Below are 16,085 nucleotides of genomic sequence, written 5' to 3'. Positions count from 1 at the left end.
GGAGGACTTATGTATATCGGCTTTGACTACGGCACCGCGAACTGTTCGGTGGCGAAAATGGAACAAGGTGAACCGCAACTATTAAACCTTGAAGGGAATAGCCCTTACATTCCTTCCACTCTTGCTGCACCAACGCGTGAATCGGTGTCTGAACATTTGTTCCGCCATCGCAGCATCAAACCTTTCGATCAGGTTGGTGAGCAGGTTTTGCGCCGCGCGATCAACCTTAATCGTGAAGAAAGTATTGAACTTGAGCCAGAAGACATGGCGTTTGGTCAAGCGGCATTGAATCGCTACTTGGAAGATCCTCGCGATATCTATTACGTGAAGTCTCCAAAGTCTTTCCTCGGTGCTTCTGGTCTGCGTGATGTTCAGCTGAGTTTCTTTGAAGATCTGGTTTGCGCCATGATGGACAACATCAAAGCGCAAGCAGAAAACAGTGCGCAGCAAATTATCACTGATGCGGTGATTGGTCGTCCGATCAACTTCCACGGTCGTGGCGGTGAGACGGCGAACATTCAAGCGGAAGGCATTCTTTTAAGAGCAGCAAAACGTGCTGGTTTTCAGAACATCGAATTCCAATTTGAACCGGTAGCGGCAGGTCTGGAATATGAAGCAACGCTAACCGAAGATAAAACCATTCTGGTGGTTGATATCGGTGGTGGTACGACAGACTGTTCTTTGATTCAGATGGGACCATCTTGGCGAGGTAAAGCTGACCGTACCGCAAGTCTGTTGGCGCACAGTGGTCAGCGTATTGGTGGTAACGATTTGGATATCGCGTTGGCGTTCAAACAACTGATGTTCCCATTCGGTATGGAGAGCAAGATGGAATCGGGCATCATGATGCCAACCACGCAGTTCTGGAATCCAATTGCGATCAACAATGTGGAAGCGCAGAGCGATTTCTACTCACGTGAAAACTTATCGGCGTTGAAACTGCTGCACAAGCAAGCGCAAGAGCCTGAGAAGCTGGCTCGTTTGTTAGAGGTTTACCATGAGTCGCTAGGCTACAACATCGTGCGTCGTGCAGAAGAAGCCAAAGTCGCGTTGTCTGATCAAGCGTCTTACCGTGCGGGCATTAACTTGTTGTCTGAGTTGATTGAAGTCGATGTTCAACGTGATGAGATGATTGAAGCGATTGAATCACCGAAGAATAAGATGACGGCTTTGGTTACCGAAGCAGTAGAGCAAGCGGGCGTGAAACCGGATGCGATCTTTATGACTGGTGGTTCGGCACGTTCACCTATTTTGCGTGATGCAGTGCAGACAGTATTGCCAAACATTCCAGTGGTGAGTGGCAACTACTTTGGTTCGGTCACTGCTGGTCTAGCGCGCTGGGCAGAGGTTTGCTTTCAGTAAGACTGAGCGAGGAACGAACGAGTAGGGAATCTCTAAAGTGCGCATCAGTACAACCAAAGGTGCACACGGCTAGAATCATACTTACCTAAAGAAAAAGAGCCCGCTGATGTAGCGGGCTCTTTTCGTTTAAGCGATTAATGGTGGTGCGTGTGCTTTTCCATGTGGTCTTTCTTCTCAACCGCCATTTCTACTTCCACTTTACCTGCTTTTTTGAACGTCAAAGTCACAGGGAAACGGTCGCCTTCTTTCAGCGTTTGGGTTGGGTTGAAGATCATGAGATGGAAGCTGCCTGGCTTGAATTCCACTTTCTGCTGAGGCTCTACCACGACTTCATCAATCTTAATCATCTTCATCATGCCGTCTTCTTTCGTGTGAGTATGAATTTCCACACGGTCAGCAATCGGTGTCGAAGCCGCAATCAGTGCGTCGTCGACGTCACCTAGGTTACTTAGCTGGAAGAAACCGCCAATTACTGGTGCATTTGGTGGCGCTTCACGGCTCCAAGGATGATCGATGTGAATCTTGCCTGCTTCGTATTCGTGAGCAAGGCTGAGTGGACTTGCCAGTAAAGCGACAAGAGCGATAGCTGTGGTTTTGATTGTTTTAAGCATTAGTGTTTTCCTTATGAAATTTGGCTTCTCCGATTCGAAAGTTCGATCGGCTTAATAGTTGTTTTCGTGTGCCACATGCAGAGCATTAGGCGAGGAAAGCACAAGGCGGTGATTGTTTTGGTGCGACGTGTTTATAGACTTGTTTGCCACAAATCGCGAATTGGTAATGTATGAGCGTGTTCTTAGTGCGCCTTAGCCAAGAAAGCGTAGCAAGGTAAAGTCCTAGCGCGATAGAAATAAAGAATTGCGCTGCTTGCAATAACGGACACTCAAATTGAAATCCATCATGCAGATTAAGGTCTTGAACAAATTCAGAATTGGGCAGTGCGTTGGCTTCAATCAGTTCGTTAATATCCACCCATTTAAAGCCATCAGCGGTACACAGCAACACCTTTTCATCTTGAACTTGGTTTAGCCAATTTTCGCTGTGGATTTGCGTAGGGTTCAGTGCCGCAGTCGACGTTAGGTACAGCTGAAACAGCACAGCGATAATGATCGTGATAGCGCTTAGTGTCTGTTTTCCTTGCTGTATTCTGAGTATATCCATGCGACTCGGTAGTGAGATTTTTAACGCGGCGATACTAACAAACGAATAATAATTTGTAACTATAAGTTTATAAAACGGTGATGTGAGTGTGTTTTATTTGTTTTGTGGTTATTTGTTCTGAGAACCGAAATCGCAAATGTCGTTATCTAGTAACCTTCTAAATCCATTGGCAGGCTGAATTTTAGGAATTTTGTTGGTGATTTTACGTGCTAGAATCTAACTGATTCAATTCAAACTGATTATCTATTCCTCACTTGTTTTCCATTAACGGAATTATGACAGTAATTTAATAAAGGATACGGTATTCTCCGCACCTTTGTAGTTGCTTGAAGCGCCCGTCACATAAGGGCTGCGGAATCTTAAGAAATTTCTCCAATGAAATACGAACAACAGATCGGATATCGATATCCTAAAGGTCGATTTGCTATGGTGAGCGTGTACGCGTTTACTGGCGCTGCGATTTTAGCATCGACTATTTTTTCTCTTTTACTGTTTTTGTCGATTGACGAAAACCCAATGATGCAGGCGCTATTTGGCGGTCTGGCAATCATCTTTGAAGCGGGCAAGTTTTACGCTTGGTATGAATACGGTGAGCGTCGTGCACACAGAAACTACACCGGAGCCCTAACGGCGTTAGTGTTCTATCTGGTGCTTGCCGCTATCTCTATCGGCGGTAGTATCGGTGGCATCAACAGTGCGACCAACAGCGCCCAAAGTCATATCTCGGTAGAACAAGCGAAAGTGGAAGCGTATAACCGTCAGATTGCATCAATCGATAAGCAGATTGAACTGAACAATATGGCGGCGCAAAAATACATCGAGATGGAGCGTATCGCAACTGGCGTAACGCGCATTCAAGAGCAGAACAAGAAGCTACGTGAAGAGCAGCAACGTTTAGCAACAGAGCGTGATAGCTTACCGCCAGTGGCGCAAGGTTCGGTGATTGGTCTTATCGACAGCTTAGCGAAAGCGTTTGGAACGACCTCTTCTCAAGCGCAGCTGGGCTTGGTGGTGTTCTTATCTATCTTGTTGGATTTCTTTGCTGCTTTCTTTGTGGGTTTGATTGGTGAAGAGAATCGCTTCCGCCATTTCTTCCGTCGTAACGACGGGATAACGTTAGCAAACATCCGAGATATTGACCCAGAGCCAGCGGGATACTTGCCTCATATCAAAGAGGAAGCCGAGCCTGAAGCGCAACAAGAGCTTGAACCAGAAGAGTCAAAAACGTTATTAGAGCAGGTGAGTGACGCATTAAAAGGTCACCAAATTACTTGCACCAAAAAAGCGGTGGCGAAGCAGTTTAGGCTCTCGGCAGAAGAAGTCGACAAAGTATTTGAAGAACTAGCTAAACTTGGTTTAGTCGGTAAGAAAGCCAACCACCATTACCACTGGATTGGTCAGACCGAAGTGGCTTAAGCATTGTGAACGAAAAAACAAAGGAGCGTCCAGATGGACGCTCTTTTCATTTACTCTAAACCCATATTTCACCAATCGACTCACTTCAGGCTGACGATTAATCAGTGATGATCTTCTTGGTTGTGTTTTTAATAGGTTTCTTCTCTTTCTCTGGCATTGCAGCGTCGACGGCCTTACCTGCAAGTCCTTCCTCGGGTAGCGCGTCTTTACCGGCTTCTACCGTGCTGTCTTTTAAGGCTTCTTTTGGTGTGCATCGACCACCGACTCCCACTACCGCTTTAGTGGCTGTTGCTTTGGCTGCTTTTTCTGCGTCACAGTCTGGGTCCAATACGCCAGCGTCCGCAGAGGTTGCGCCAAATAGGACGAGAAGTAGGGCAAGGTTACGTTTGCTCATTACAGTTACCGTCTTCATGTCAACATGGATTAAGTGTAACTGAGTGATATGAGTTTGCAGGAAAAGAAAAGTGCCGCAGACGCGACACTTGTGAGTTTCTGTTGTAATTTCGGAGCCTTAGTCGTTCGCGACCTCGATTTCTCTTGCGATATTTTGATCGTTTACAACTACACCATCAACTTCAATAGTCGCACCGTCTAAGTTCGCTTCTTGTACGCCATTAAGCTGAGTATTGGTATCAATCACAACCGTTTTGGTTTGGAATTCTGGTCCATGATCGTTTTGGCAAGCAAGCACGAAAGTTCGGGAGTTTGCGTCGTAACTGTTTACTAAGCCTGTGCACTCAAAAGACTCTAATCGCTCTGGTGTATTATCGTTGTTTGTTGCCGCGAAACTGCTTGCTGAAATACAAGCACCGAAAAGCATAATTAGAGGTAGTGTCATTTTACGCATTATTAATCCCTCATTTGGTCATACGTATCTGTTGTAAAAATTGAAAAGAAAAGACGATACGAGAGAGGGAAGAAGCACCACAAAGGTGGTGCTTCTTAGTTGTGTTTGTTGTACTTATTTCGACTTAGTCGTCAGATTCCCAAGGCTCAATCTCAAGTGCAACATTTGTGTTGTTGATGATAGTACCTTCAACTTCTACATGTTTATTTGCGATGTTTGAAAATGACAGACCATCTTCAAACATTGTTTTGCTATTTACGACCACGCTAGAGTTATCGATAGTTTGGTTTAAATCATTCCAACAATGATCGATGTCGAAAGTTGCGGTGTCCACGCCATTAATTTTGTGGTTTGCTACCCAGCCAGAACATTCGAACTCATTAACGTTCCAATCTTCTTCGTTATCATCTGCCCAGTCTGGCTTTTCAAACTCGACATGAGTTGCAACCGGGGTGTTCAATGTTCCCATGACAGAAGTCACTTCAACTTCAGAGCCGACGGCTAGATTGGCGATCAACGCTGGGTTACAAGGTGCGTCATCATCATTTTGGAAGCAAGTTTTGCCATCAATGATAAATGTTCCGCGGTAGTTAAGCTCGAAGGCGCTCTGGTCTTGGTTTACCCAAGTGACGATGCCTTCAACATCATTTTCTCCTTGTAGTTGGTTGTAGCTTTCAACTTCAACTAACGAGGCATGAAAAACGTTGCCATTGAAAGAGCCTTCTGCTTCCACCCATTGACCCACTTGTAGATCCGCAATGCGGTCATAAGCGACAGTCACATTTGCACCAAGTTTGAATTCTTTCTTATTAAGGTCAATGCTTGAAATTCGACCTTCAATTTCATCTTGATCAGACAAGCTGGTTTCAAATTTTACGACTGAAAGTACTTTGTATTGGTTGTTCGCCGCAGGTAGAGACGACACCATTACCCAGTCACCACTGTCAATATCAGAGTTAATGAGTTCTGGATAGACAAGTTCAAAACCATTGATGGTGAACTTGCCCGCGTTTTTGTCGATGATCTTAATGTGACCAGTCATGGTTGGTTCTAGTGTTACAACAACGGGTGCACTAGACGATTTTTCCTGACCAGAACCAACTTGAACCATCATGTTAGGCTTCACAGAAGCAAGGTTGGTTTGTTTACCACCATACATAACTTCTGATACGCGGTAAGTGTAGCCATTTACTGTGATTGAACTGTTTTCACTACTTACAGACTCTACGGTACCGATAGCTGCACTTGGTTTCGCTACAGGTTGAGTTGACTCTCCTTCCGTAGGATGTGTAGAAGGGTTATCGCTACCTCCAGACCCACCACAACCTGATAATGCCAAACCCACTGCCGCTACAAGCGCTAATTTTTTCATGATATCGACCTATTTTGAAAGCTTATTTATGAATTTGGTTGTATCTTATGGCGCTTATCGTGAAGTGTTCGTGAAGAAACGTGAGCCTATGAAAATATTAATTGTCGATGATAATCACAATGTTTCAGAAACTATTGCGGATTATCTAGAGCTCGAAGGAATGACGATAGATTGCGCTTACCATGGAGAGGCTGCGCTAAATTTAATTCAAGAAAATCATTATGATGTCATCATTATGGACATCATGATGCCAAAACTTGATGGCATCAGTACAGTCGAGAAACTCCGTCGTGAGCAACTTTGTGGTACCCCAATTTTGTTCTTGACTGCCAAAGATACTCTCGATGATAAAGTCGCGGCATTCAATGCTGGTGGTGATGACTATTTGATGAAGCCATTTGCCATGCAAGAACTTAGCTTGAGAGTACATGCATTAGCCAATCGAGGTCCAAGGCAAGATATTGGCACGTTAAAGTTTGCAGACATAAGCTTAGATGTGAGAACCGATGAAGTGACTCGCAATGGTAAACACATCAAACTCAGCCGCATTCAAACTAAAATTCTAAAGCTGCTTTTAAAGCGCGCGCCTGCAGCGGTGTCTCGTACCGAAGTAATTGATAATGTATGGGGTGATGAGCCTCCTGGCAGCGATGCATTGAGAAGCCATATCTATGGTTTAAGAACGGCGCTCGACAAGGGTTTTGATGATTCCAGACTAGAGACGATTCATGGACAAGGTTACCGACTCAAAGCATAAAGAATACCCAAGTATTTATCGCAAGATCCGCTGGGGATTTGGTTTAATGACCTTTGCGATGTTTACCTTATTTTGGTCGTTAATTTATGTAGCGGAGAACAAACTCGAAGTACTGAGCTTACACCACTGGTTGGATACAGAGGTAGAGCTGTACCAAGAGAACTTCCAAAACATGGGGTGGGATGCGCCGCTTCCTAACGTTCTAGAATTTGATTCTTATTGGAGTGAAGCACCAACGCCGGAGTGGCTGTTGTCTTTCAAGTTTCCCGGTTTCTATGAATACCTTTTAGGCGAGGAGGATAAGCATTTTGTCGTGTTTGATCACCCGTCTGGTAAAGGCTTGATGTACATTGTCTTTCAAGATGACTCGGATGACTACTTGGATGAATACGAAAGCTCGCTGCACCAATTCACCTTCTTTTTAGGTGGATTGTTTTCTTTGATCATGGTTGGCTACGGTGTCTATATGGTGCGCATTTTGTCGCGCCCACTTGCCAAGATTGAAGACAAAATAGGGCGAATGCCACCTGACCAACCGGGTTTCGATGTGGATACCAAATTCAGCGAGACTCGTCATATTGAACAGACTCTGTTAGATAGTAAAAATGAAATCGCAGGGTATTTTCGTCGTGAGCAAGAGTTTAGTCGCTTTGCTTCTCACGAACTGCGCACGCCCATTATGGTTATTAAAGGCTCAACAGACATTTTGGCTCGCGTACCGGATCAACCGCCCATTGCTCACAAAGCTATCACACGTATGCAATCGGCTTGTGAGGAAATGAGAGTGTTAACGGAAGCCTTCTTACTATTGGGTAAAGAGAAGGTAGAGCCGCAACACTATGCCGATCATGCGTTAACCACATACTTAAAACAGCAGTTAGCTGAGCTTGCACCTCTATTTGCTAAACAGGGAGCAGAATACAACCTGAGCGAAAATGAGAGTGGGCTCGTTCATGCCCCAGAGAGTTTTGTGACGATTGTAATTAATAACCTGATCAAAAACGCGTTTAGCTACAGTATTGGCGATATTGAAATCGTGTTGATAGGCACGCAACTTACTATTGTTAATCGACACGATGGTAACGAAACCTACAATGCAGGTTATGGTTGTGGCTTAGTTATTGTCGAACGTATTTGTGAGCGCATGAGTTGGCCATTTGAACTGGATGATGATGGCGTAAGGTTTACCGCTACGGTTGATTTTCGATCGTAAAGTCATCAGATCATTAAATTCCGGTAACACACTCATAAACGGTTAGTTGTAAAGCCAGATCCTCGACTCTGGCTTTTTTGTTCCTAACTGCCAGTGAAACAAGAAAAAATCTCGATTTGAATTAGACTCATAAGAGTAAAAATGAAACCCAAGGAATGGTTATGCTCTCTTATCAGGTCAGCCGAAGTATCGAAATCGAAAAGACGCAAAGTGAAATCATCGACTATCTGAAAGATTTTACCCATTGGCCCGAATGGTCACCATGGATAATTTTGGAACCGGATTGCGAACTTACGTACAGCGAAGAACAAGGAAAAGTTGGCTCAGGATATCAATGGAATGGTAAACGCATAGGTACAGGGGCGGTGGTACTGGAAAGTACACAAGAGCATCGCCTTGATATGGAGTTACACTTCTTTCGACCATTTAAAAGTCAGGCGAAAGTGACATTGATTGTGACGCCGTCACAGAAGGGGTGTGCAGTAGAATGGATGATGCAATCCCGTGTACCTTGGTTTTTATTCTTCCTTAAGGGGATGTTTAAATCCATGATTGAAATGGATTATGATCGCGGTTTACGTATGCTAAAAAGCCAGTTGGAAACCGGGCAAGTCTTATCTCAACTCAAAGACCTCGGTTCCCGGAAACAAAACGAAGTCAGCTACATTGGCTTGGCTGGGGCAGGAACTATTTCAGAGATTGGTCCTGTTATGCAGCAGCATGTCGAACGCTTGTTTGAAATGGCAGAAAAAGAAAACCTCCCCGTTACTGGAGAGTTGTTTTGCTACTACCTTTCGATGGACATGAAGCGTGGTTATTTTGAGTTTATCACGTGCTTACCAGTACAAGCAGGAGTCGTGGCGAGTGGCGAGTTTGTTGCTGGAACTATCCCCGCCAGTGATACTTATGTCGTTGAACATAAGGGCGAATACTGGTTCTTAGGTAACGCGTGGTCATTGGTGATGAACCTAACGCGACAAAATGGCATTAAAGTGAAAACCAAGCCGTTAGGGATCGAACGCTATATGAACAACCCCAATGAGACAGAGAAAGCAGATTTGTTGACCGAGGTAATTGTCTTCAAGAAATGATGTGCGTTGTAAAAGTATGAAGAAACACCATGTTTCAATCCAACTGCATGATAATATTGATTAATCAATTAGAACGATAACCAAGTTGATGAGTGCGATGCTCAAGTACCTCTCAGTTACTTGGATAAATAGCACCATCGCATTATGTCATGGATGAGATATGAAACTTAAATATTCCCTAATTACTGCCTGCTTATTCGCGTCTACTTCTTATGCGGATGAAGCCCCTAAAAACATCATCTACATGATTGGTGATGGCATGGGACCTGCTTTTACGACTGCATATCGTTACTACCACGATGATCCAAGTACAGAAGAAATAGAACCAACAGTATTTGACTCAATTTTAGTCGGTATGGCGAAAACCTATCCAGACGATGCTACTTATGTCACTGACAGCGCTGCGAGTGCAACGGCATTGAGCACAGGGGTCAAAAGCTACAATGGTGCGATTGCGGTTGATGCTGAGAAGAAGCCAATTAAGACAATGTTAGAGATGGCAAAAGAGCAGGGTATGACGACGGGGCTTGTCGCAACCTCGCAGATCAATCACGCTACCCCAGCGAGTTTTGCCGCACATAACGAATCACGCCGAAACTATGATGAAATCGCCAATGATTACGTCGACAATAAAGTGGATGATCAATTGCCAGTCGACTTGTTACTCGGAGGTGGTGTCCGTTATTTCGAACGAGATGATCGTAACTTAGTTGAAGAGTTTAAAGAGCAAGGATATCAGTATATTACGGACTTCAAACAACTTCCGGCGTTGCAAACCTTGCCTGCTCTTGGCTTGTTTGCAGATAAAGCATTTCCGTTCGCATTGGATGAAAACCCAACTCGATTGCAAGTGATGACCAACAAGGCGTTGTCCTTACTTCAACGCCAAGATAACGGCTTTTTCGTCATGATTGAAGGCAGTCAAATAGATTGGTGTGCTCATGCGAACGACATTGCATGTGCGATGGCAGAAATGAATGACTTTGCAAAATCAATTGAACTGGCAAAAGCTTATGTTGATGCTCACCCAGATACGCTTTTAGTCGTTACGGCGGACCACTCCACGGGTGGTTTAACCCTCGGCGCTAATGGTCAGTATTTATGGGATACAGAAGCGATTAAGGGCGTTCATACTACAGCGTGGCCGTTGGCGATGTCTTTGGCCAAATCTCACGATATGATCGCGACGTGGAATGAGTCCGTAGATTGGGCATTAACTAAAGATCAAAGCCGACAACTGGCATACGCAAAGTTGAGTGAAGAGCCAGCTAAAGCGCTTTACAAAGAAGTGAAGGATATTATCAATAAGAAGAGTTATACCGGCTGGACGACGAAAGGACATACCGCAGTCGATGTTCAGGTCTTCGCTTATGGTAAAGGCTCTGAGCAGTTTATTGGTTCGCAAAACAATACGGATATCGCTAAGAAACTAATCAACTTTATTCAATAATGGATGGGTGTCGATTGATAGCTTCTCGGGAGCTAACTTGTTGTAAAGTCGTTAGTTTTACGTGTTTCTTCATTTCTTAAAAAAATACCTCAGCGATTGCTGAGGTATTTTTGATTAAAAGCCAACTTCTCTTGCTAGAGAATTATTGTGCACGGTATTTACCGCTGTTTAATTCAATTTTAGACGCTTTTACGCGACTGTCAGCATTCAGATAGTCACTGATGCCCAAAAGGTCTTGTCCTTCAGAGGCTTTGAATACCGCTGATTCGCCCTGAGCGAAAACAACTTCAAGTTTGAGTTCTTTTGCTACTGCTTTAGCGTCTGCTGGATTTTTTACCGTGACAAAGATAAGGCCGGTTGCTTTTGATACATTGCTAAATGCATTCTTAAACACCTCGTCACCTGCATGCAATTCAGCGGCTTCTGAAAGGTTGTCGACAGACAGTTTACGGTAATCTTGACCGTTAATTTCTACTGCATCAGACGCGATGAACAATTCTGGTGTTGGTTGCTCCGCTAATTGTTGCTCTGCTTGTACGGCAGTTGCCAACGTTGATAGAGCCAAAATCGAAAATGTCATAAATTTCATGTGAATGACTCCTTAGTGACCAAAGATACGCATAGACCAGTTCTTGATAACGCCTGGCTTAGCATTGTTCGCCATCGGTACATCATAGATAGCTGAAGAATTGAAATATGCAATGAATGAGAACACTTCATCACCATTAGTATCGATAGCACGTAGCGTCCATTCACCTTTCGCGTTTTCACCATAGAAGTGGTTCGAAAGCATCAATTGGTTCTCGTAACCCGCAATGCTTGGATCCAGTGATTGTCCAACCAGACCGTTGCGAGGCGTTTGTAGAACAGAGCGAGTGCCTGATGGAGAGATCAGCTCGATTGCTAAATCTGGTAGACGTGAATGGTCCAGTGTTAACTTCACTTGAACCGATTCAACCGTAATGTCATCAGTAACAGCGATGGCTGATGAGCCGCCCGCTAGACTTGCGTCTGGAACACTGACTTCTGTCGAGTTGCTTGCCCAAGGCGTAATGATTTGTGCTGGCAGAACATTGTTTGTCATGCGAGCACGTTTCATTGCTTCGTCTAGGTTTACAGCACCAAAACCATAGAACGTATGGAAATTAACGCCAGCTGCGTTCGTCTGCCATGGAGAAATCGCTTCATAGCTAACAACTTCGCCTTGATTATTAACGAACTCAAGTGGCACTCCTGGGTGATCTTCGTCTGTCACACTTGCTGTTTCTGCAAGTAACGCACGAACGTCACGAGCAGTCAGTGCGTGGTTAGTTGACATGATGGCAGCAATGGCACCTGAAGTGTTTGGCGCTGCAGATGAGGTGCCATTCATTGTGCTGGTGTAGTTACAGTTTGGATCTTGCTCTGTACCACCATGGAGACCGTTAATACCAAGATCAGCACTGGTGTTTTGACCTTGTTCACAACCCATCAAGTCGGTGGTGACCATTGCTGGGAAATCTTGACCGTATTCACCAGCTGGCGCTGCAACCCAAACGTTTGAACCCACTGAAGAGTAACTTGCGCGGGTACCATCAGCACGCAAAGCGCTGGTTACTAAGTTGTAGTAATTTGAGTTGTCATAAGACTGCACTGCGTTGTGCATAGGTAGCCCTTTGTTGCCACCGCCAGTAAAGAAGTCACCTGGTAATACAAAGAATCGACCCGTATTGAAGTAACGATAGCCGTTACCTGCTGATTTTACGAACACGGCTCCGCGACCCCAAGCGTTATTCTCGCTGACGTCTTTCATCACATCCACTTCCAATTTGAACTGTGGATCGTTTTCATCGAAAGCAATTGGGGAAAGAGGGCTAAAGCCGTAGCTTTGGTTGAATACACGAACATCGCTTGTTGACGCATCTGCACCGTGAGAAATCAACCAACCTTCAAGAGTTTGGTTTGCGAGCCAGTTAAAGCCCATAAGAGAAGAGCGAGAAGCGACACCGCGAACCCCTTCGCCATTGTTACCAACGGCACTGATCAAACCGGCAACCGCGGTACCGTGACCATTTGCGTCTACCGGATAATCTGATGGGAAAGGAGAGTCTTCGATGAAGTTTCGGCTACCTGTGACTACGTTACCTGCAAGATCTGGGTGATCGATCTGTACGCCTGAATCAATGACCGCAACCTTAACGCCAACACCAGCAATGCCCATTGCTTGAGTGAGTGTTGTGTTTAGGTCGTTACCGGCAACAGCAGGGTTCGCTGCAAACGCAGTTTGTCCGGTGTTGTTTAGGTGCCATTGCTCAGAATAGAGCGGATCGTATGCCGAGACGGCAGGTGAAATGCCTACTGCTAACATCGCAGCGAATAGGCGATTAATGCGTGTTTCCATTTGTGACCTCATGTCTTTGTTTGGAATTTTTCTTCCTGTTCGGTACTCCTTTAAACAGGTCTAAACAAAGCTAGCGGTTAAAAATGGAGACGAAAACTGTTTACATCTTATTTACTTTTGTTTTTCGACGCACGACAGTATCTTAGTGTTAACCACTTGAAGGTACGTAAGATTCTAGATATTTGGTGAAAATATAGCGTGTTTAAAAAGCAGGAATATTAGTGTAATTTCCTGCTTTTTATGGAATGGGGTGATTTATATGGCAGGTTGTATGGTTGCCTCAGGTTCTGTAGGGGCTTTCTCTTTACGAGACAACAGACCGTCGACCACTTTCTCAATGTAGAGTTGCTTATATTGTTGGTCACACCAACGCTTGTTCAAACCTCGACGGTTGAACTCAGCACCAATCGCAACACGAGTTTGGTTTGAAGCGCGATTGTAATACAAGGTCTCACACAACTGCATGTTACTCATCTGTTGAGCGTATACGTTGACGCTGCTGCTTCTCATCCCAAGTTGTGCAGCTTGTTGATTGCTGCATGCTGCTAAAAACAAAGGCGCAATCGCAGCAAAAATCCATGTTTTCTTCATTGTTCTGCTCTATGACGTCGAGTGAATCTTGTACTGGTTACGACCAGCTTGCTTTGCATCATACAGAGCTTGGTCAGCAGCGAAAAACCACTTATCCCACTCTTGTTTGATAGTTTGCGCGCTTAATTCATTAACCGCGCCAAGAGAGATTGTCGCGCCCATGGAGTCAGAGTCAACCTCTAGGTTGTTGTTTTCAACCGCAAGTCTCAAACGGTCCATTGTTTTTGCACAGTCGTCGGCATGGCTAATTTCGAAGAGAAGCACAAACTCTTCACCGCCCCAGCGAACCAGCAAGTCGCCAGAACGTGTGGCTTCATCGAGTATTCGTGCCACATGCATCAACATTTTGTCGCCCAAATCATGACCATATTGGTCGTTGAACACTTTAAAGTAATCAATATCGATGATCGCGAGAGCAAATCGACGACTTGGGCTTCTGCGCGCCATATTATCGAGCCAGTTCGGTAAGAAGCGGCGATTGTGTACCTTAGTTAATGGGTCCGTTGTGTTCTCTTGTGCAAGTACTTCATTGATTCGGTTCATCTGCCTGATATAACGGAACAACCAAAAACCAATGACGGCGACAACAAAGAAGTAGAAGATTTCGCGATAACGCTGCGACTCAAGTTCAGAAGCTTGCAAAGCATTCTTAGCCTCTAAAAGAGTCAGTTCTTTTTGTGCCAGTTTCGCTTCCAAATCGAGTTTGATATTAATCATCTCGTCGCCATGAATATGATTTTCAAAGCTCTTTTCTAGATTGCGGAGAAGCTCTAATGCGTTGAATGCTTCTTCGAAATGCTTAAGCTGTTGGTTTGCTCGGATAAGAACTAAATACAGATCCATTTTTTGTTTGGTCTCTGCACTTGCTGTTTCACTTAACCTTTCTAGGGCGAGATTTGCACTCTTTATCGCTTGCTCGAACTTACCATCTTGAAGATAAGCTTCTGAAAATGCTTCATAGCATGCTGCTTTCATGCCTTTTAGGTTTTGTGGATTGGGTAAATCTAAACAAGCTTGCGCCAACTGATAGGATTCTTCCATTTTCCCAAGCGTGCTGAGTAGCTGGGATAGGTTAGATACCGAGTTATGCTTAATTCTAACTGACCCTGTCGCCATTGATAGTTTGGCTGCTTCTTCGAAGTAACGCTCAGATTCCTCGTACTTTTCCATCCCAAAGTTAATGACACTCAAGTTTGCGTACATAATGGCTAAGAAAAGGCTATTGTCGTACTTCTCTTGGCTGTTTAAATAGCCTTTTAATGCTTGGTCTAGATAAGTCTTTGCACGATCCCAATCTGATAATTCCATATACAGAGAGGCAATGTTGTTGAGCGTCATCGCGATTTGAATTTCGAACTCTGAATTTTCCAACAAGTCATAAGCAGTTAGATAGTGCTTTAGACTTGTTTGGACCTGAGAGCGTTGAACTTCGGCATTTCCCAACCAACGGTAGGCGCGTCCCTGAAGGGAGTTATAGCCAATTTTTCGAGAGATATTAATAACGTCATGAAGAAGAAGTTCACCTTGCCAGACTTCATCGGCCTCCACCAATTCTATTGCTTGATTCAGTTTTGCCTCGGCAATAACCCACTGCAAATTATGAATGGTACCGAATTCGACTAGGTTTGGGATTTTAGGTAGAGGAACACCTTCATAACGCTCAAGATAAATACGAGCAAAATAATACAGAGCTTGGGATTCTGGTGAGGCGTCTTTAGGTAGTGAAAGTTCACTGGATTTAATTGATCGCGGTTTGCCGATGGAGTCAAAGTAGAACTCAAGCATCGGATAATCGTCTTTAGCGATATGGTGCCTTAGGTAACTCTCTTTGTTTGGTTGTTCAGAGGCAAAGCTAGAAGACAGACAAAGTGTACTTAGGACAATCGGAAAAATAGTTCGTAACGTTTTAAGCGGGAAAAGCATTAGTTTGGTGATAAGAGCTGACTCTTATAATTGAAACACATGTGAAGTCTATCACTTATTCTGAGTGATTACCCATAGATTTAGGCAGTCTATCTATGCTTGTAAAACCTTTATCAGATCAATGTTTGTAGAGGGTTGACATTACGGGAATTTAAAAAACGAAGGACTTTGGAGAAAGGAGAGAGTCGGCTGATGAACCCTAACCAGATACAAACGAACTGAAGTTGTTAGAAGCTTAAAAGAGGAGAGTGAGTTAGCAAACAAAGAGAGGGATCTGCCTTAAAAAAACGGTTGATCTCTAAAATTTCATCTCGTTGTCATAAATATTTAATATTGCTATGTCTTGTGGAAAAAGGCGTTTTTAGACATAGTGTTATTAAGCCATGAAAAACTGGCTGTTCCCATCAAAAAGGAGATTGCCTATGCACAACGAAATGATTCAACCTTCTCGCTTCGGTATTATCGGTCGTACTTGTATTGCTTCAGTACTGATGATCGCAGGTGTTTTCACTCTCATTCAATGAG

Annotated in this window: 15 protein-coding genes; 6 read left to right on the top strand and 9 right to left on the bottom strand. The window is 44.2% G+C overall.

Features of this window, described 5'->3' with window-relative positions; all coding sequences use genetic code 11:
- Window positions 1–9: 9 nt before the first annotated feature.
- The gene (gene yegD / locus AACR11_RS17185) at window positions 10–1,362 is read left to right on the top strand and encodes a molecular chaperone (RefSeq protein WP_029790721.1); all 1,353 of its coding nucleotides are present in this window, start codon (window positions 10–12) and stop codon (window positions 1,360–1,362) included.
- A 134-nt stretch (window positions 1,363–1,496) separates the two neighbouring features.
- Here the strand turns inward: yegD and AACR11_RS17180 are convergent, their stop codons facing one another.
- Together AACR11_RS17180 and AACR11_RS17175 are read right to left on the bottom strand one after the other, a co-directional pair.
- Window positions 1,497–1,973 (bottom strand): copper chaperone PCu(A)C, encoded by a 477-nt coding sequence (locus AACR11_RS17180; RefSeq protein ID WP_029790722.1) that lies wholly within the window; start codon window positions 1,971–1,973, stop codon window positions 1,497–1,499.
- Window positions 1,974–2,058: 85 nt separating this feature from the next.
- Window positions 2,059–2,520 carry a hypothetical protein gene (locus AACR11_RS17175; RefSeq protein ID WP_005450125.1) on the bottom strand — a complete coding sequence of 154 codons (462 nt, stop codon included), beginning with the start codon at window positions 2,518–2,520 and terminating at the stop codon, window positions 2,059–2,061.
- Between the two features lie 375 nt (window positions 2,521–2,895).
- Here AACR11_RS17175 and AACR11_RS17170 point away from each other — a divergent pair, with 375 nt between their 5' ends.
- Entirely contained in the window at window positions 2,896–3,936 is a 1,041-nt protein-coding gene (locus AACR11_RS17170; RefSeq protein ID WP_029790723.1) for a hypothetical protein, read from the top strand.
- 97 nt (window positions 3,937–4,033) lie between these two features.
- Here the strand turns inward: AACR11_RS17170 and AACR11_RS17165 are convergent, their stop codons facing one another.
- The 3 genes from AACR11_RS17165 to AACR11_RS17155 all read right to left on the bottom strand — a co-directional run bounded on the left by AACR11_RS17165 (window position 4,034) and on the right by AACR11_RS17155 (window position 6,155).
- The gene (locus AACR11_RS17165) at window positions 4,034–4,330 is read right to left on the bottom strand and encodes a hypothetical protein (RefSeq protein ID WP_029790724.1); all 297 of its coding nucleotides are present in this window, start codon (window positions 4,328–4,330) and stop codon (window positions 4,034–4,036) included.
- Window positions 4,331–4,447: 117 nt separating this feature from the next.
- Window positions 4,448–4,783 carry a hypothetical protein gene (locus AACR11_RS17160; protein WP_029790725.1) on the bottom strand — a complete coding sequence of 112 codons (336 nt, stop codon included), beginning with the start codon at window positions 4,781–4,783 and terminating at the stop codon, window positions 4,448–4,450.
- A gap of 124 nt (window positions 4,784–4,907) precedes the next feature.
- A complete protein-coding gene (locus AACR11_RS17155; RefSeq protein WP_029790726.1) occupies window positions 4,908–6,155 on the bottom strand; it encodes a DUF5666 domain-containing protein in 1,248 nt (415 codons plus the stop codon).
- An 88-nt stretch (window positions 6,156–6,243) separates the two neighbouring features.
- On the opposite strand from AACR11_RS17155, the gene AACR11_RS17150 reads away from it, so the two are divergent.
- From AACR11_RS17150 to AACR11_RS17135, 4 genes are all read left to right on the top strand, one after another.
- Complete coding sequence (locus tag AACR11_RS17150) at window positions 6,244–6,912, top strand: response regulator transcription factor (RefSeq protein ID WP_005450120.1); 669 nt, start codon at window positions 6,244–6,246, stop codon at window positions 6,910–6,912.
- Complete coding sequence (locus AACR11_RS17145) at window positions 6,884–8,125, top strand: sensor histidine kinase (protein ID WP_029790727.1); 1,242 nt, start codon at window positions 6,884–6,886, stop codon at window positions 8,123–8,125. Before AACR11_RS17150 ends, AACR11_RS17145 begins: the two co-directional genes overlap by 29 nt.
- Before the next feature lie 161 nt (window positions 8,126–8,286).
- A complete protein-coding gene (locus tag AACR11_RS17140; protein WP_029790728.1) occupies window positions 8,287–9,216 on the top strand; it encodes an SRPBCC family protein in 930 nt (309 codons plus the stop codon).
- A 160-nt stretch (window positions 9,217–9,376) separates the two neighbouring features.
- Window positions 9,377–10,666, top strand: a complete 1,290-nt coding sequence (locus AACR11_RS17135) for an alkaline phosphatase (protein WP_029790729.1) — start codon at window positions 9,377–9,379, stop codon at window positions 10,664–10,666.
- 142 nt (window positions 10,667–10,808) lie between these two features.
- Here the strand turns inward: AACR11_RS17135 and AACR11_RS17130 are convergent, their stop codons facing one another.
- The 4 genes from AACR11_RS17130 to AACR11_RS17115 form a co-directional block, all read right to left on the bottom strand.
- Window positions 10,809–11,255, bottom strand: a complete 447-nt coding sequence (locus tag AACR11_RS17130; protein WP_029790730.1) for a hypothetical protein — start codon at window positions 11,253–11,255, stop codon at window positions 10,809–10,811.
- 12 nt (window positions 11,256–11,267) lie between these two features.
- Window positions 11,268–13,046: a S8 family peptidase gene (locus tag AACR11_RS17125; RefSeq protein ID WP_029790731.1), complete on the bottom strand. Its 1,779-nt coding sequence runs from the start codon at window positions 13,044–13,046 to the stop codon at window positions 11,268–11,270.
- A 255-nt stretch (window positions 13,047–13,301) separates the two neighbouring features.
- Window positions 13,302–13,637: a hypothetical protein gene (locus AACR11_RS17120; RefSeq protein ID WP_005450107.1), complete on the bottom strand. Its 336-nt coding sequence runs from the start codon at window positions 13,635–13,637 to the stop codon at window positions 13,302–13,304.
- 9 nt (window positions 13,638–13,646) lie between these two features.
- Window positions 13,647–15,560 carry a diguanylate cyclase gene (locus AACR11_RS17115; RefSeq protein ID WP_029790732.1) on the bottom strand — a complete coding sequence of 638 codons (1,914 nt, stop codon included), beginning with the start codon at window positions 15,558–15,560 and terminating at the stop codon, window positions 13,647–13,649.
- Window positions 15,561–16,085: the final 525 nt, after the last annotated feature.

It is taken from the genome of Vibrio sp. L85, assembly GCF_963871815.1.
Taxonomy (GTDB): domain Bacteria; phylum Pseudomonadota; class Gammaproteobacteria; order Enterobacterales; family Vibrionaceae; genus Vibrio; species Vibrio harveyi.
This window is presented reverse-complemented; position numbering and strand designations above follow the sequence as displayed.

What these genes read in the sequence shown, in the direction of transcription:
- yegD (WP_029790721.1), top strand. Translation starts at nt 10, where the DNA reads ATGTATATCGGCTTTGACTACGGCACCGCGAACTGTTCGGTGGCGAAA.
- AACR11_RS17180 (WP_029790722.1), bottom strand. Translation starts at nt 1,973, where the DNA reads ATGCTTAAAACAATCAAAACCACAGCTATCGCTCTTGTCGCTTTACTG.
- AACR11_RS17175 (WP_005450125.1), bottom strand. Translation starts at nt 2,520, where the DNA reads ATGGATATACTCAGAATACAGCAAGGAAAACAGACACTAAGCGCTATC.
- AACR11_RS17170 (WP_029790723.1), top strand. Translation starts at nt 2,896, where the DNA reads ATGAAATACGAACAACAGATCGGATATCGATATCCTAAAGGTCGATTT.
- AACR11_RS17165 (WP_029790724.1), bottom strand. Translation starts at nt 4,330, where the DNA reads ATGAGCAAACGTAACCTTGCCCTACTTCTCGTCCTATTTGGCGCAACC.
- AACR11_RS17160 (WP_029790725.1), bottom strand. Translation starts at nt 4,783, where the DNA reads ATGCGTAAAATGACACTACCTCTAATTATGCTTTTCGGTGCTTGTATT.
- AACR11_RS17155 (WP_029790726.1), bottom strand. Translation starts at nt 6,155, where the DNA reads ATGAAAAAATTAGCGCTTGTAGCGGCAGTGGGTTTGGCATTATCAGGT.
- AACR11_RS17150 (WP_005450120.1), top strand. Translation starts at nt 6,244, where the DNA reads ATGAAAATATTAATTGTCGATGATAATCACAATGTTTCAGAAACTATT.
- AACR11_RS17145 (WP_029790727.1), top strand. Translation starts at nt 6,884, where the DNA reads ATGGACAAGGTTACCGACTCAAAGCATAAAGAATACCCAAGTATTTAT.
- AACR11_RS17140 (WP_029790728.1), top strand. Translation starts at nt 8,287, where the DNA reads ATGCTCTCTTATCAGGTCAGCCGAAGTATCGAAATCGAAAAGACGCAA.
- AACR11_RS17135 (WP_029790729.1), top strand. Translation starts at nt 9,377, where the DNA reads ATGAAACTTAAATATTCCCTAATTACTGCCTGCTTATTCGCGTCTACT.
- AACR11_RS17130 (WP_029790730.1), bottom strand. Translation starts at nt 11,255, where the DNA reads ATGAAATTTATGACATTTTCGATTTTGGCTCTATCAACGTTGGCAACT.
- AACR11_RS17125 (WP_029790731.1), bottom strand. Translation starts at nt 13,046, where the DNA reads ATGGAAACACGCATTAATCGCCTATTCGCTGCGATGTTAGCAGTAGGC.
- AACR11_RS17120 (WP_005450107.1), bottom strand. Translation starts at nt 13,637, where the DNA reads ATGAAGAAAACATGGATTTTTGCTGCGATTGCGCCTTTGTTTTTAGCA.
- AACR11_RS17115 (WP_029790732.1), bottom strand. Translation starts at nt 15,560, where the DNA reads ATGCTTTTCCCGCTTAAAACGTTACGAACTATTTTTCCGATTGTCCTA.